Raw genomic sequence first — 14,715 nt, 5'->3', positions numbered from 1 at the left:
GAGCGTCGGGTCGGTAGAGCCGCGTCACCCACGCGGACCGGCCGGTATCAGCCCAGGGGCCAGGCCGCCACCGCGGCGCCGACCTCCTTACGGGCGCGCGCCCGGACTCCGGGCACGAGCTCGAACGGCTCCTCGCCGCGCTTCGGTGCACGACGCCAGGTCCCGACCAGGCGCCCGTCCACGAGGACCGCCGGGCGGAAGATTCCGTTGATGAACGGGACGACGGTCCGCATGGCCTCGGCGTCCGCGACCAGCTCGCGGTCCTGATAGCCCAGCACGACCTCGTCGAACCCGGGCACGAGGACGACGCCGGCCGGCTTGGCGAGCTCGGGATCGAGGCTGGGCGCGCCGCCGCCGTCCAGCCCGCGCCCGCCTGCCTCGTGCCCGATGAGCATTGCCTGCTCGCCGACCACCACCTCGGTAAGGGCTTCCGGTTGCGCCTCGCGGAGGGCCGCAACCGCGGCGCGCACCGGCACCTTGGGCAGACCGAGCCACCAGGCGAGGTCGTCGGGGGTGGCGGGCCCCCGGCTGGCGAAGTAGGACAGCGCGATGCGGCGCAGGGCCGCGTCGGGCTCCTCGTTCTGGACGCCCAGGGAACCGGAGCCCGGCGTCGCGACCATGAGCTGCTGCGCCCCCGCGAACGGTCCCCAGTGCAGCACTCGCCGGAGCGCCAGCGTAGCGATCAGGTGGTAGCCGCGCTGGCCCTCGACGGGCACCCCTGCCTGGCGCCAGTGGTCGAGCATAGCGGCGCGCGAGATCCCGCCGTCGTGCTCGGGCGCCGCGAGCGCCTCCCGGGCGACCGCCTCCGCGCGGGCGATGACCGCGTCGTCCAGGCCCTCGGTCTCGCGGGTCCGCCGGCCCGTGCGGATCATGCGCTCGCCCGTCAGCGAGACGAGTGCGGCGAGGTCGCTCGGCGTGGTCGCGAAGAGCGTGCCGCGCTGGGTCCACCCGCGTACGAGCTCGCCGGCGTCGAACGCGGAGCGCACGTCGTCCAGCGTGGTGCCCGGGCGAGACCGGATCGCGATGGCGCGTAGCACTGCCGGCAGGTCCTGGCCCTGGAGGGCCACCATTCGGCGTACCACCTCGACCGGCGATACCCCAGGGGAGCCAGGACCGTCGTCGGGCAGCACCAGCCCCTGCGTGCGCAGGCGCAGCCGGCGTGCGGCGTCGGGGGAGAGCTCGGTCGGTCCGGAGGACATGCAGGAAGGCTACGTCGCACGTCTGACATTCACCGGCGGCGGCCGGTCAGGTGGTCGCCGCCGGCTGGTGGCCCCGGATGCCCTACCGATCATCCGAGGTCCGCACGGCCCGGACGCCGACGGCGAGCACCGCTCCTACCGCCACGACCGCCCCCGCCGCCGTCGCGAGGCCCGCGAGGAGGATCGGAGCGGACGGCCGCACGATCGGCTCGCCGATCAGTGCCTGCCAGGTGACGATCCCGAGCATCGCCGCGAAGGCGAGAGCGCCGATGAGCACGAGCCGGAACCGCACCCGGGGGACACGAAGCACCGGGACCCGGCGGGAGAGCAGCTCGAGCGCCAGGAGGCCGAGCGGGATCGTCTGCAGCGCGTGCAGCCCGATGAAGTGCGGGATGCGCAGGTCGCCGCCCTCGGTGCTCCAGCCCAGGAACGGCAGGCCGGGTCCGCCGTCGGCGACGCCGACCGCGTGGGCGCCGGCGACGCCCTGGAAGTCGTCGAGCTGCTCCGCTGTCGGGCCGGTCATGAGGAAGGCGAGTCCCATGCCGACGATTCCCAGGGTGATGCCGGCACGGACGGCCAGGTTGCGCGCGGCGTCGGGACCGGGATTGAGGGCGACGGTGATGCCGACGGCCGCGCTCGCGAGCCAGACGACGGCGATCGAGCCACCCATGACGGCCCACAGCGCGCCGTTGAGCGGGGTGGTGATGTTGAAGTGGCTCGTCGTACCGGCCGCGGCGGCGCCGGTGATGACGACTATCTCGACGAGGAGCGCCACGGCGATGACGGTGCCGAGCACCTCGGCCGGCCGCCGGAACCGGCGTACCTGGCCGATCAGCCAGGCCATGGTGACGGCGTAGATGGCGGTCGAGAGGACGAACTTCAGCGGCTTGAACCACGCGTTCTGGCCCAGGATTTCTCGAGGGTCGACGATGGCGAGCACACCGGTCGCGACCGTGAGCACGGCCATCACCACGGCGAGGCCGATGAGCGCGCGGTGCCACCGGTCGGGGCGGGGGAGCGTGGGCGGGACGGTCGGCGTGGAGATGGCGATGGGGGAGGTCATGTCGGTTCCTCTGTCTCGTTCGTCTCGTGTGTCTGCCCGGGGACGACGCCCCCGCGGTAGCGGCGATGGGTGTGCGACTCCTGCGCGATGCGGCGGAGCCCGGCGAGCAGCACGTCGCCGAGGACGATGCCGACCACGACGGCCTCGGCCATCTGGTCGCGGTCGCCGCTCGCCGCGACGGCGTCGAGGTCCGCCTCGGCGATCATGTCGATGGCCTCCGCATAGCGGGACAGCACCGCACTCAGGTCGGTTCGGGTCACCGCGAGGTCGTCGAGCACGCTCGCGGCGAGGGGGATACCGGGGTTCTTGTCGACCGTCGCCCAGCCGCGCTCCCGCATGACCGCGTGCACCTTCTCGACCGACGCCGCCGAGGGGGGCGTGATCTCGCGCGGGACCGACTGCTGGGCGATGCCGAAGACGTGGTCGAGCTCGATGCCGGGGTCATCGATCGCGGCGATGACCCTGCCGGCGGCGGCGACGGTGAGGCCGCCCGTGTCGATGAGCGCCCGGATGAGGCGGAGCCGCGCGACATGGGCCTCGCCGTACGCGGTCGAGTTGTAGCCGGTCCGCTCCCCGACGGGCAGCAGACCCTCCCGCGTGTAGTACTTGATCGAGGCGGTGCTGACGCCCGTCCGCTCGCTGAGTTCCGAGATGCGCATACTGATAGTATGACTATCGATAGTGGAGGTATCAATAGCGAGGAGCACACCGTGTCCGAACCCGCAATGTCGCCAGCACCGGCTCCAGCTCCGGCTCTCGCACGAGGCCGGCTCGTCCTCGCCGTCGCATGGCTGGTGCTCTCGCTGGCCGGCCTGATCGGCACCTGGGCCTTCAACATCGCGTTCATGGCCGACCCGCAGGGCCTCGGTTATCTCGAGGGCTGGTTCGCCAACCCGGCGAGCTCCTCCGCGGCGGTCGACATCATCGTCGTCGCGATCGCGGCGTGCCTGTTCATGCTGGTCGAGGGCACCCGGCTCGGCTGGGCCCGCTGGGTCTGGATCCTCGTGCCGCTGAGCTTCGCGATCGCCATCGCCTTCACGTTCCCGCTCTTCCTCGGCCTGCGGGAGCTCGCCCTGCGGCGCAGGGCGCTGCCAGCCGGCTGATCACCAGCTCGTAACCCGCTACCCGACCGCCTGGCGCGTGAATTGACATGGTCAAGACCAGCTCGACCTAGGCTAAACTCACCTCGCTTGCCTCCGTAGCTCAGTTGGATAGAGCGGGTCACTTCTAATGACTAGGTCGCGGGTTCGAATCCTGCCGGGGGCACCCAGGAACGTGGCGACGCCGGCCGTGGCGGGGTCCCGGCCATCGCCACGGCCGGCGAGTCAGCCGGCGGCCGGTTGCTCGGGCGAGACCTCGGTGGGCGCGCCCGCCGCGGGCTTCCGGAGGGCATAGGCGCGATACGTGTGCCCGGCCTCACCGGTCAGCTCGATGACGTCGGTGGCGGCCCGCGCGGTCCTGGCCCGCCCGCCCCGGGTGGTGTCGAGCACGGCGAACCGGCCGGAGAAGAGCTTGCCGCGCAGCGTGACGGTACCGTCGCGGTCCGGGGTGATCCGGTACTCGTCGGCCTGCCCGTCGCTCCACGTCGCTCCGACGGTGTGGCCGCCGCGCGCCCGGAGGCCGTCGACGGTGCCGTTCGGCCACGCCGGCGGCAGCGCGGGCAGCAGGTGCACCTCTCCCGTATGGCTCTGCAGCAGCATCTCGGCGATCCCACCGGTGGCGCCGAAGTTGCCGTCGATCTGGAACGGCGGGTGGAGGTCGAACATGTTGGGCGCCAGCCGGGCCGGCGTGACCAGGTACTTGATGAGGTCGTGGGCGCGCCCGCCCTCCTCGAGCCGAGCCCAGAAGTTGATCTTCCAGGCCAGGGACCAGCCGGTGCCGTCGTCGCCGCGGAGCTCGAGCGTCCGCTTCGCCGCCTCGAACAGCTCGGGCGTGCCACGCCTGGTGATCTGGTTGCTGGGATGCAGGCCGTAGAGGTGCGAGACGTGGCGGTGCGTGCGCTCGGTCTCGACCCAGTCGTGGAGCCACTCCTGGATGTTGCCGCGCGAGCCGATCGTCATGGGGGCCAGCCGCTCCCTGGTGGCGAGCACCCGCGCACGGAAGTCGGCGTCGACCCCGAGGACCTCGCTCGCCCGCGCGCATCCGGTGAACAGGTCGGTGAGGATCTGGTTGTCCATCGTCGGGCCGGCCGCGACGCTGGCGTCGGTGTGGTGGGAGAGCTCTGGCGAGTTCGACGGGTTGGTGACGAGATAGCCGAGGTTCGGCTCCTCCACGAGCGTGTCGAGGAAGAACTGCGCGGCACCCCGCATCGCCGGGTAGTGCTCGCGGAGGAAGTCCAGGTCCCCGGTGAACTGGTAGTGGTCCCAGATCGTCGTGGCGAGCCACGCTCCGCCCGTCTGCCACATCCCCCAGAACGCGCCGTCGACGACCGACGTGCCCCGCCACCCGTCCGTGTTGTGGTGCGTCACCCAGCCGCCCGCGCCGTACTGCACCTCGGCCGTGCGCGCGCCGGTGATCGCGAGGTCGTCGATCATCGAGAACACCGGCTGGAAGCACTCGGACAGGTTCGTCGTGTCCGCGGGCCAGTAGTTCATGGGCAAGTTGGCGTTGATCGTGTACTTGGAGTCCCACGCGGGGAACAGCTCGTGGTTCCAGATGCCCTGGAGGTTCGCCGGCTGCGTGCCCGGCCGCGACGACGAGATCAGCAGGTACCGGCCGAACTGGAACAGCAGCGCGGAGAACTGCGGGTCGTCGACGCCGCCGTGCTGGGCGATCCGGACGTCGGTCGGCTGGTCGGCCGCTGCCGTGCGCCCCAGGTCCAGGGTCGTCCGGTCGAACAGCTCCCGGTACTCGGCGACGTGCCGGCCGCGCAGCTCGTCGAACGACCGGCCGACGGCGGCCTCGAGGTGGTGCGACGCGATCCCCTGGTAGTCGCCGCCGACGTCGGTGTGGTCCACGTAGCTGCTGCCGATCGAGACGAGGAGCAGCACGCTGTCCGCACCCGAGACGGTCAGCCGGCCGTCCACGCTGCTGACGCTCCCGCCGTCGGCGACGGCGCGTGCCGACGCCAGGAACCTGACCTGGCCGGGGATCCCCTCCTGGTCGCTCGAGACCCCGTCCAGCGCGATCGCCGTGGCGTCGGGGCTGGCCGTGGTGGTCCGCTGGGCGCTGTCGAAGGCGGCGGTGAACGAGATGGAACCGGATGCGTCGGCGGTCAGCCGCATGACGACGACCTGGTCCGGGGCGCTGACGAAGGTCTCCCGGCGGTAGCGCACGCCCCCGACGACGAAGCTGGTCAGGGCCGTGGCCGTAGTCAGGTCGAGCTGCCGGTGGTACTCGGTGGCGCCGCTCGTGCCGGGGACCGTGAGGCGCAGGTTCCCGACGGTCTGGTAGGCCAGCTGCCCCACCGGGTTGCCGAGCATGTTCTGGTTGATGAGGTCCTGGGCCTCGACCCAGCGGTCCTCGAAGACGAGCCGGCGCACCTCAGGCAGCGCGGCCAGCGCCCTGGGGTTCGCGGAGTCGTGCGGGCCGCCGGCCCAGATCGTGTCCTCGTTGAGCTGCAGCCGCTCGGTCCCGGGGTTTCCGAAGACCATGGCGCCCAGCCGCCCGTTGCCCAGCGGCAGCGCGCGGAGCCAGTCGTCGCCCGCCGGTTCGTCGTACCAGAGCGCCAGGTCTCCGGCCGCCCGGACCTCGGGTGGTGGAGCGGACGACGCCCGCGCGGCAGCCGTCCACTGCAGGGGCAGCAGCAGACCTCCCACGCCCGCCGCACCGGCGTGGATGGCTTGCCTTCTGGTCACGTCTGGCATCTCGTCCTCCATTGGACGTCGACAACGCGAGTGGCCCGCTCCGTGAGCTGGGTGGGGACAAACCTACAAAGATATGACGTATCGGGTCAACCGTCCCATGGTGTCTCGATAAAGGAGGCCCGCCCCGGCGCGTGTTGTCCCCAAACATCAAATCTTCGTGGGCCTGGAGCCGGACCCAGACAGGCGCCCGCCTATGCGGCCGCGGCGCGCCGGTGGGCGGTCGGCGTCGTGCCGCGGACCCGTTTGAAGGCGACGCTGAGGGCGAACGCGTTGGCACAGCCGACGCGGCGGGCGATCGTCTCGACGGTGTCCGAGGTGTCGCGGAGCAGGTCGGCGGCCAGCGTGAGGACTGGCCACCACCGACGACCGGACGCTCGTCGGCGCCTTCCAGGCAATCGACCGGGCGATCATCAACCCCTGGTTCATGATCACCGGCTTCATCGGCAGCCTGGTCTTCACACTCGTCGCCGCGCTCACCCAGCTCGGCCGCCCCGCACTGCTCTGGGTCGTCGTCGCTCTCGTCCTCTACGCGATCGTCTTCGGCATCACGATCGGCATCAACGTGCCGCTCAACGACGCGATCAAAGCAGCCGGACTGCCAGACGACCCGGCCCGTCTCGCCGCGATCAGAGAGGCGTTCGACGAGGCGAGGTGGCGGGCATGGAACCTCGTGCGCGTGATCGCCAGTGCCGCCGCCTTCACGAGCCTGGCCGGGGCGCTCGTCGTCGAGGGCAGGGCGGGAGTCAGCTAGCGATCCGCGGTCCGTCCGTACAAACGAACCTGGTGTTTCTGCACACCAACAGCGCGGCACGGCTTGGCAGAACGTTCTTGACCTATCAGGATGAAGCCGTGACCCAAGGAACACGCTCCGCAGTGCTCGGCCGTCGGGGTGGTGTGGACCCGAACGTTGCGGAGCAGCTCGGCTTCACGGTGCACGACGTCGTACGGGATCTGCGCCGCGACGTCGCCGCCGCGACCCTGCCCCTCCCCATCGACAGCGCCGAAGAGGCCGAGGCCTCTCGGGAACGCCTCTTGGCACAGCTCGACGAACACCTGCTGCCGCGCCTCGCCGAGCTGTCCAGCCCCGCCGTCGTCGTGCTGGCGGGCTCTACCGGCGCGGGAAAGTCGACCCTGTTCAACAGCCTGCTGCGCGAGGAGGTCTCCGAGGCGGGAGTGCTGCGGCCTACCACCCGGGAACCCGTGGTGGGGGTGCACCCGCGCGACGTCGACACGCTCACGCCCGGGCCCGTCACCGAGCTGGCCCGGCTGGTCAAGCACGAGGGCGTGCCCCGCGGCACCGCGCTGATGGACGCGCCCGACCTGGACTCGTTCCTGTCGGAGAACCGCTCCACCGCCCACCAGCTCCTCGAAGCGGCCGACCTCTGGCTGTTCGTCACCACCGCCGCCCGCTACGGCGACGCCCTGCCGTGGCAGGCGCTCGACCGCGCTAAGGAGCGCGGCGCGAGCGTCGCCATGGTGCTCAACCGGGTGCCCAAGGAGAACCTGACGACCATTCGCGGGGACCTCAACTCGCGGATGAAGGAACGGGGCATGAAGGACGTCCCGCTGTTCATCGTGCCCGACGTCGGGCCCCACGAGGGGCTGCTCGACCCCAAGCTGGTCGAGCCCATCCAGCGCTGGCTCGGCCTCATGGCCGGGCCCGAACGCTCCCGCACGATCATCCTGCGCACACTCAAGGGCGCGCTCGGCGCGCTCCCCGAATGGGTGCTGGGGCTCGCCGCCGCCGTCGAGCAACAGGGGACCGCCGCCTTCGACCTGCGCAACGCCGTCGAGTCGGTGGTTCCGGACGAGCAGCTCGCCGCGCGCACCGCCGTCTTGTCCGGCGCGGCCGGCGAGGGCACCGTCGCCGCCCGGTTCGCGCAGCTAGAGAGCACCCACCGCATCTCCCGGGTCACGGTCCGCGACGGCGTCGCCCGGACCACCAAGCGCGCCGGCAAGGCCCGCGACGCGGCGCTCGCGCGACTGCGCGAGGAGGTCGAGGCCACCGCGGCGCGCGCCTTCGTGGCCGCGGGCGTCCGCACCGAGGAACGCCTGCGGGACACCCTCGCCGGACCAGGCGCCCCACCCGCCGGCGAGACGATCCTGCCGTCCGGCTCCGACCGCGCGAAGCAGCGGCTCGTCTGGGGGCAGGAGGCCGCCGTCGACTGGTCCCGGACGGCCGACGACATCGTCGAGCGCCTGGACACCTTGGCCGCCGACAGCTCCGAGCACGACGCCGCGGCCCGTGCCGCAGGCGCCCGCAAGGCGTTCGGGGACCAGGGCCTGGCCACCCTGCTGCTCGGCACCGCCCTCGGGAACGAGGACTCCGCGCGGCTCGTCGACCGTGTGCTCGGCGAGACCACCGGCGACGCTATTGAGGAACTTCAGGGCGAACTTGCCGACAAGGTAGCGCTAGCGGTTGCGGAAGAGGCCCGTTCTGTCCAGAGTGCCCTTGACGTCCCCGCCTTAGCCGACGACGCGGCCGCTCCGCTCCGCGTGCGGCTGGCCGAGCTCAGGAGGCTGACATGACGAGCCATGACGCGACACTGAGCGCTCGCACCGAAGACCTCGGCCGCGCGCTGCAGATCGCCGGATCACGCCTCGACGACGCGGTCTTCGGCAAGGTCGCCAGCTCCGTCGCCGGTGTCCGCGAGCGGCTCGCCCTCGGAGTGGACCACACGGTCGTGGCGCTCGCGGGCGGTACCGGCTCGGGCAAGTCGAGCACCTTCAACAAGATCTCCCGCCTCACGTTCGCCGACGTCGGCGTGAAGCGCCCCACCACCGCCAAGGTCACCGCCTGCTCGTGGAGCGACGACGCCACGCAGCTGCTGGACTGGCTCGGCGTGGAGCGGGAGCGCCGCATCACGCGGGCGGGCGAGCTGGACTCGGCCGACGAGGCGAGCCTGGCCGGGCTGGTGCTGCTGGACCTGCCCGACCACGACTCCGTGGCGCCGGGGCACCGCGAGGTGGTGGACAAGGTGCTGCCGCTGGTCGACCTGCTCGTGTGGGTGGTGGACCCGCAGAAGTACGCCGACGACGCCCTGCACACGGGCTACCTGCGTGACTCGTCGGGGATGCAGGCCTCGACGGTGGTCGTGCTGAACCAGATCGACACGGTGCCGGTCGGGCAGCGCGACAACCTGGTCAACGACGTGAAGCGGCTCCTGCGCGACGACGGCCTGGAGAACGTCCCGGTGGTCGCGGCGTCGACCAAGACCGACATCGGCATCGCGGACCTGCGCGGGCTTCTGGAGCAGACGGTGGCGCGCAGGTCGGTCTCGGCGGGCCGTGCCGCGGGCGAGCTCGACGCCGCGGCGACCCTGCTGCTGGGCCAGACCCCCGCCGAGGTGCCCTGGCACATCGACACCGTGCTCGAACGTGAGGTGGACGCCCTGGCGCGGGCCGCGGGCCTGGAGTCGGTGGCGGCCCAGGTGGGCGCGGCGGTACGCAACGGGTACGGCTCGCCCGAGTTCCGCGCGCCGGACCCGGACTCGATAGCGCTCTCGCGGTCGCGCTGGCTCACGGGTTCGGGGGAGTCCCTCAAGCCCGGCTGGCGGCGGTCGCTCGCCTCGAGCGTCGGCAGCGCCCAGGACGTCGCCACCGCGGTGGCGACCGCGCTGCAGGGCATCACCCTCGACACCCGGGGCCCGACGACGCAGCGGCTGACCCGCAGGCTCGCGCTGGGGGCCGTGCTGCTCGCCGTGCTGCTCGGGATCGCCACGGTGCTGGCCTCGACGGGGATCCTGCCGGCGGGGGAAACGTGGACCACCGTGCTCGGGGTGCTCGCCGTCGCGGCTGCTGTGGCGGCGCTCGTGGTGTTCCTCGTGGCGATGCAGATGCGCCGCGCCCTGGCCGCGCGGCGGGAGCAGGGCGTCATCGCATCGGGCCGGGCCGCGCTCGAGCGGGTGCTCCAGCAGACCCTCGGCACGCCCACCCAGAGGCTGCTCGACGAGCACCGCGCGGTGCGCGAGCTCGCACAGAGTGCACGCGACGACGGACCCTCCGCACCGCTCCGCCTGGAAGAGAACTCGACCACAGGCGGCCATATCCAGGCTTCGTCCCCAGGCGGGGTCAGGCTCACCGACCTGGGTACCGTTCGCGCCTGATGCTGGGTACGGACCGGCCGCTCGGGCCGGTCCGTGACACCCAGGAGGCCTGAAATGAACGACGTCACGGTGACCGTGCAGGGCAACGCCGGCAACAACCCGGTGCTGCACCTGAACGCGGCCAAGGATCTGGAATGGACCACGTTCCGCGTGGCCAGCACCCGGCGCTACGTGAACGAGAACGGCGACTGGACCGACGGCGCGACCCTGTGGTTCACGGTCAAGGCCTGGCGGACGGCCGCGCTGAACGTGGTCGAGTCGGTGCACAAGGGCGTCCCGGTGGTCGTCACGGGCCGGCTCGAGGTCGACGAGTGGACCGGCCCGGAGGGGCAGCAGCGCACGGGCCTGGTGATCGTCGCGACGTCGATCGGCGTCGACGCGATGCGCGGCAAGGTCGGGTTCACGCGCGTGGTGCACCACGACACGGTGCCCGACGGCGCCCCGGTCACCCCGGCCGACCGCGGCGAGCTGACCGCGGCGCGCCCGGGCGACGTCGACCCGTTCGGGCTCGACGCACTGACGTCCGGGAGTGCCGCCGGCCTCCCGGGTGACGAAGACGACCCGGGTGACGAGGCCGGCGTCGGGCAGCGCGAGCTGGTGAACGCGTAGGCTGGTGCCAGTCGTGCTCCGCGGTCCGCGGGTGCCGGGGGACAACCTCCGCGCAGGGATCTCCCGGCACCCGCTCCGCGTGAGCGCACCCGTCCGAAGTACCTACTGTGAACGGTGGAACACAGGCAGTGGCTGAGTACATCTACTCCATGTATAAGGCGCGTAAGGCGCACGGCGACAAGGTCATCCTCGATGACGTGTCGCTGAACTTCCTGCCCGGCGCGAAGATCGGCGTGGTCGGACCGAACGGTGCCGGTAAGTCGACGATCCTCAAGATCATGGCCGGGCTGGACACGCCGTCGAACGGTGAGGCGCGCCTGTCGCCCGGCTACACCGTGGGCATCCTGCAGCAGGAGCCGCCGCTGAACGAGGAGAAGACCGTCCTGGGCAACGTCCAGGAGGCAGTCGGCGAGATCCTGGCGAAGAAGGCGCGGTTCGACGAGATCTCGGCCCTCATGGCGGAGCCCGACGCCGACTTCGACGCGCTGCTGGCCGAGATGGGCACACTGCAGGAGGACATCGACGCCGCCGACGCGTGGGACCTCGACTCCCAGCTCGAGCAGGCGATGGACGCCCTGCGCTGCCCGCCGCCGGACGCCGACGTGACCGTGCTCTCCGGTGGTGAGCGCCGCCGCGTGGCGCTCTGCAAGCTGCTCCTGGAGAAGCCCGACCTGCTGCTCCTGGACGAGCCCACCAACCACCTCGACGCCGAGTCCGTGCTGTGGCTCGAGCAGCACCTCGCCTCCTACGCGGGCGCCGTGCTCGCCGTGACCCACGACCGGTACTTCCTGGACCACGTCGCGGAGTGGATCTGCGAGGTCGACCGCGGCCGCCTGTACCCCTACGAGGGCAACTACTCGACGTACCTGGAGAAGAAGCAGGCGCGCCTGGAGGTCCAGGGCAAGAAGGACGCCAAGCTCTCCCGGCGCCTCAAGGAGGAGCTGGAGTGGGTGCGGTCCAACGCCAAGGGGCGCCAGACCAAGTCGAAGGCCCGTCTCGCCCGGTACGAGGAGATGGCGGCGGAGGCCGAGCGGACCAAGAAGCTCGACTTCGAGGAGATCCAGATCCCGGCCGGCCCGCGCATGGGCTCGCTGGTCCTGGAGGCCTCGGACCTGAAGAAGGGCTTCGACGACCGCGTGCTCATCGACGGGCTGTCGTTCACGCTGCCGCGGAACGGCATCGTCGGCGTCATCGGTCCGAACGGTGTCGGTAAGACCACGCTGTTCAAGACCATCGTGGGCCTGGAACCGCTCGACAGCGGTGAGCTCAAGATCGGCGACACGGTCTCGATCTCGTACGTCGACCAGTCGCGCGGCGGCATCGACCCGAAGAAGACCCTGTGGGAGGTCGTGTCCGACGGGCTCGATTTCATCAAGGTCGGCAACGTCGAGATCCCGTCCCGCGCGTACGTGGCGTCGTTCGGGTTCAAGGGCCCGGACCAGCAGAAGCCGGCCGGCGTGCTCTCCGGTGGTGAGCGCAACCGCCTCAACCTGGCGCTGACGCTCAAGCAGGGCGGCAACCTGCTGCTGCTGGACGAGCCCACCAACGACCTCGACGTGGAGACCCTCGGCTCGCTGGAGAACGCCCTGCTGGAGTTCCCGGGCTGCGCCGTCGTGGTGTCTCACGACCGGTGGTTCCTCGACCGCGTGGTGACGCACATCCTGGCGTACGAGGGCACCGAGGAGGACCCGGCGAACTGGTACTGGTTCGAGGGCAACTTCGAGTCGTACGAGGCCAACAAGGTCGAGCGCCTCGGCGCCGACGCGGCCCGCCCGCACCGGATCACGTACCGCAAGCTCACCCGCGACTAGCCCGTTGAGCGCTGGATATTCGCCCTCCTGGCCGCACTGGAGGGGCGAATATCCAGCACTCAGCGATCCAGACGGCGGTGCGGGCAAAGGGTGAAATTTATTCATTCCTTGCTGTAACGTGACATCTCCGACAAGATGCCGCAGTGAGTGCCCTGCGACCCGGATGGCGTGACCTGCCGCCTGCGCTGAAAGAACGCATCAACCACCTGCTCGGCGCCCGCGTGATCGCCGCCAGTACCCCGGGAGATTCCGGGACCCTGCCCGTCGCGCAGTTCCAGGTGCAGACGATGCAGGGGAACGCCTTCGTCAAGGCGCTGGGCACGGAACAGCCGGACACTCTGAACTTCCTGCGCCAGGAGATCGCGCTCTCGCCGTTGCTGCCCCAGGCCGCGCCCAACCCCGAGCTGCTGTGGTCGATCGACGAGGTGCTGCCGAATCTGGGCACCTGGGTGGCGGTCGCCTACGCGATGCGCGCCGACGTGCGGCCGATCGACCTCAGCTGGCCGGAGGACGACGTCGCCACGCTGTTCCGGGTGGTGCGGTCGATCGGTGAGATCGAGGCCCCTGACGACCCGATGTTCCTGCCGGAGGAGAAGGTGTTCCCCGCGGACTCGTGGGAGGTGCTCGCGGACAGGCTGCCCGCCAGGCTCGCGAACCACTCGCCGTGGCTCGCCGGCCGGCTAGAAGGCCTCGCGGAGATCGCCTCGCACGCCCCGGACGCGATAGCCGGCAAGAGCCTGCAGCACGGCACGCTGCGCGTGCAGAACGTCATGCTGCCGACGGCGCCGGGGGCGAAGGCGCTGATCTCGGACTGGATCCGGGGCAGCGCCGGGGCTCCGTACCTCGACCTGGTCTCGATCCTGCTGCACGCGAGGATCAACGACGGGCCGCCGCCCGAGGCCACGCTGCGCCGGTACGGGCTGCCGCCCGGCACGGAGCCGGATGCCGTGACCTGCTGGATCGCGGTGCTCGCCGGGCACTACGTGAAGTCGTCGATGGAGCCGCCGCCCACCGACATGCCGGAGCTGCGTTCGTACCAGCACCGGCTGGCGCAGGCCGCCGTCTCGTGGCTCAAGACCCGGCTCGGTTTCTGAGCCCGGCCAGGCCGGCACAACCGCGTCATACCGATTGTGGTTTGCGGGTGAAAGCCGGGTTGGGCAAACTCCGGCCATGAGTGCTGTTCGGCGGCCGGCATGGTCCGATCTCCCCCCCTCTGTCCGTTCCCGTGTGAGCGAGACCATGGGAGGCCGGGTGATCGGCTCCGCTCCGATGAGCGGCACCGCTCCGGCCAGCACGCTGGAGGTGCTCCAGACGGCGTCCGGCCGGTCGATAGTCCGCGCGGTCGGGCCCGAGGCCCCGGTGACGCAGGACCGGATGGCCGCCGAGGCGGCGTCGGTGGCCACCCTGCCCGACGAGGTCCCGACCCTCCCGCGCGAGTGGTTCGTCGACGAGGTGCTGCCCGGGGCGGGCCGCTGGGTGGTGCTCGGCTACCGCAACGAGCCCATCCGCCCGCCGCACGACCCCTGGGACGAGGGGGACCTCGCGGCCGCGGTCGAGCTGGCCATCCAGATCGGCACGAGCGAGGCGCCGGCGGAGCTGCCCGACGCGCTCGACCAGATCGACGTCGGTGCCTGGGCCACCATCGCCGCCATGCAGCCACCCGGCTTGTCCGCCTTCACACCGTGGCTGTCCGACAAGATCGACCATCTCGCCGACATCGCCTCCTACGCGGACGAGGCCCTGTCCGGCAAGAGCCTCGTGCACGGCGCGCTGCGCCGGGAGTCGATACTGATCACCGACCACGGCTGGGACGCGACCAGCGCCCACGCCGTCGACTGGTTCATGCCGTCCCACGGCGCGCCGTTCCTCGACGTCGTGCTGCTGCTGCCGCACCTGCGGGTCGACGGCGCCCCGCCACCCGAGGCGGTCCTGGACCGGCACCCCCTGCCCGACGTCGACCCAGAGGCACTCACCTGCGCCGTGACGGTCACCGCCGGCGCGCTCGTGCTCGAGTCCATGCGGCCGCCCGAGCCGGGCCTGCCGCACGGCCGCGCCGTACAGCGCGAGGTGGCGCACGCGGCCCTCGAATGGCTGCGGATGCGCCTCGGCGGCTGAGCCGCT

At 71.4% G+C, this 14,715-nt stretch carries 12 protein-coding genes and 1 tRNA gene; 9 read left to right on the top strand and 4 right to left on the bottom strand.

Annotation, left to right across the window (positions count from 1 at the left end; translation table 11 throughout):
• Positions 1-47: 47 nt before the first annotated feature.
• The 3 genes from EW117_RS11865 to EW117_RS11855 all read right to left on the bottom strand — a co-directional run bounded on the left by EW117_RS11865 (position 48) and on the right by EW117_RS11855 (position 2,921).
• Positions 48-1,199: a winged helix DNA-binding domain-containing protein gene (locus EW117_RS11865; protein WP_129786927.1), complete on the bottom strand. Its 1,152-nt coding sequence runs from the start codon at positions 1,197-1,199 to the stop codon at positions 48-50.
• A gap of 82 nt (positions 1,200-1,281) precedes the next feature.
• On the bottom strand, positions 1,282-2,262 hold the full coding sequence (locus EW117_RS11860) for a hypothetical protein (RefSeq protein ID WP_207211845.1): 981 nt from the start codon (positions 2,260-2,262) through the stop codon (positions 1,282-1,284).
• Positions 2,259-2,921: a MerR family transcriptional regulator gene (locus EW117_RS11855; RefSeq protein WP_129786926.1), complete on the bottom strand. Its 663-nt coding sequence runs from the start codon at positions 2,919-2,921 to the stop codon at positions 2,259-2,261. Before EW117_RS11855 ends, EW117_RS11860 begins: the two co-directional genes overlap by 4 nt.
• Positions 2,922-2,972: 51 nt before the next feature.
• Between EW117_RS11855 and EW117_RS11850 the strand changes: the two genes are divergently transcribed.
• Together EW117_RS11850 and EW117_RS11845 are read left to right on the top strand one after the other, a co-directional pair.
• Positions 2,973-3,365 (top strand): DUF2834 domain-containing protein, encoded by a 393-nt coding sequence (locus EW117_RS11850; RefSeq protein WP_242504245.1) that lies wholly within the window; start codon positions 2,973-2,975, stop codon positions 3,363-3,365.
• An 89-nt stretch (positions 3,366-3,454) separates the two neighbouring features.
• A tRNA-Arg gene (locus tag EW117_RS11845) sits at positions 3,455-3,528 on the top strand.
• A gap of 59 nt (positions 3,529-3,587) precedes the next feature.
• Here the strand turns inward: EW117_RS11845 and EW117_RS11840 are convergent.
• Entirely contained in the window at positions 3,588-6,068 is a 2,481-nt protein-coding gene (locus EW117_RS11840; RefSeq protein ID WP_129786925.1) for a glycoside hydrolase family 95 protein, read from the bottom strand.
• A 424-nt stretch (positions 6,069-6,492) separates the two neighbouring features.
• Between EW117_RS11840 and EW117_RS11830 the strand changes: the two genes are divergently transcribed.
• The 7 genes from EW117_RS11830 to EW117_RS11800 all read left to right on the top strand — a co-directional run bounded on the left by EW117_RS11830 (position 6,493) and on the right by EW117_RS11800 (position 14,709).
• Positions 6,493-6,819: an anthrone oxygenase family protein gene (locus tag EW117_RS11830; protein ID WP_129786924.1), complete on the top strand. Its 327-nt coding sequence runs from the start codon at positions 6,493-6,495 to the stop codon at positions 6,817-6,819.
• A gap of 98 nt (positions 6,820-6,917) precedes the next feature.
• The gene (locus tag EW117_RS11825) at positions 6,918-8,597 is read left to right on the top strand and encodes a GTPase (RefSeq protein ID WP_242504244.1); all 1,680 of its coding nucleotides are present in this window, start codon (positions 6,918-6,920) and stop codon (positions 8,595-8,597) included.
• Positions 8,594-10,174: a GTP-binding protein gene (locus tag EW117_RS11820; protein ID WP_129786923.1), complete on the top strand. Its 1,581-nt coding sequence runs from the start codon at positions 8,594-8,596 to the stop codon at positions 10,172-10,174. The genes EW117_RS11825 and EW117_RS11820 overlap by 4 nt, the downstream gene beginning before the upstream one ends.
• A 54-nt stretch (positions 10,175-10,228) precedes the next feature.
• Positions 10,229-10,783: a single-stranded DNA-binding protein gene (locus tag EW117_RS11815; protein ID WP_129786922.1), complete on the top strand. Its 555-nt coding sequence runs from the start codon at positions 10,229-10,231 to the stop codon at positions 10,781-10,783.
• A gap of 128 nt (positions 10,784-10,911) precedes the next feature.
• Entirely contained in the window at positions 10,912-12,594 is a 1,683-nt protein-coding gene (ettA, locus tag EW117_RS11810; RefSeq protein ID WP_129786921.1) for an energy-dependent translational throttle protein EttA, read from the top strand.
• 143 nt (positions 12,595-12,737) lie between these two features.
• Positions 12,738-13,688: a phosphotransferase gene (locus EW117_RS11805; RefSeq protein ID WP_129786920.1), complete on the top strand. Its 951-nt coding sequence runs from the start codon at positions 12,738-12,740 to the stop codon at positions 13,686-13,688.
• A gap of 133 nt (positions 13,689-13,821) precedes the next feature.
• Complete coding sequence (locus tag EW117_RS11800) at positions 13,822-14,709, top strand: hypothetical protein (protein WP_129786919.1); 888 nt, start codon at positions 13,822-13,824, stop codon at positions 14,707-14,709.
• The last annotated feature ends 6 nt before the right edge of the window (positions 14,710-14,715 follow it).

Source organism: Promicromonospora panici (genome assembly GCF_900608595.1).
Classification (GTDB): Bacteria; Actinomycetota; Actinomycetes; order Actinomycetales; family Cellulomonadaceae; genus Promicromonospora; species Promicromonospora panici.
The sequence above is the reverse complement of the archived record's forward strand: the minus strand, read 5'-3'. Positions and strand labels throughout refer to the sequence as shown.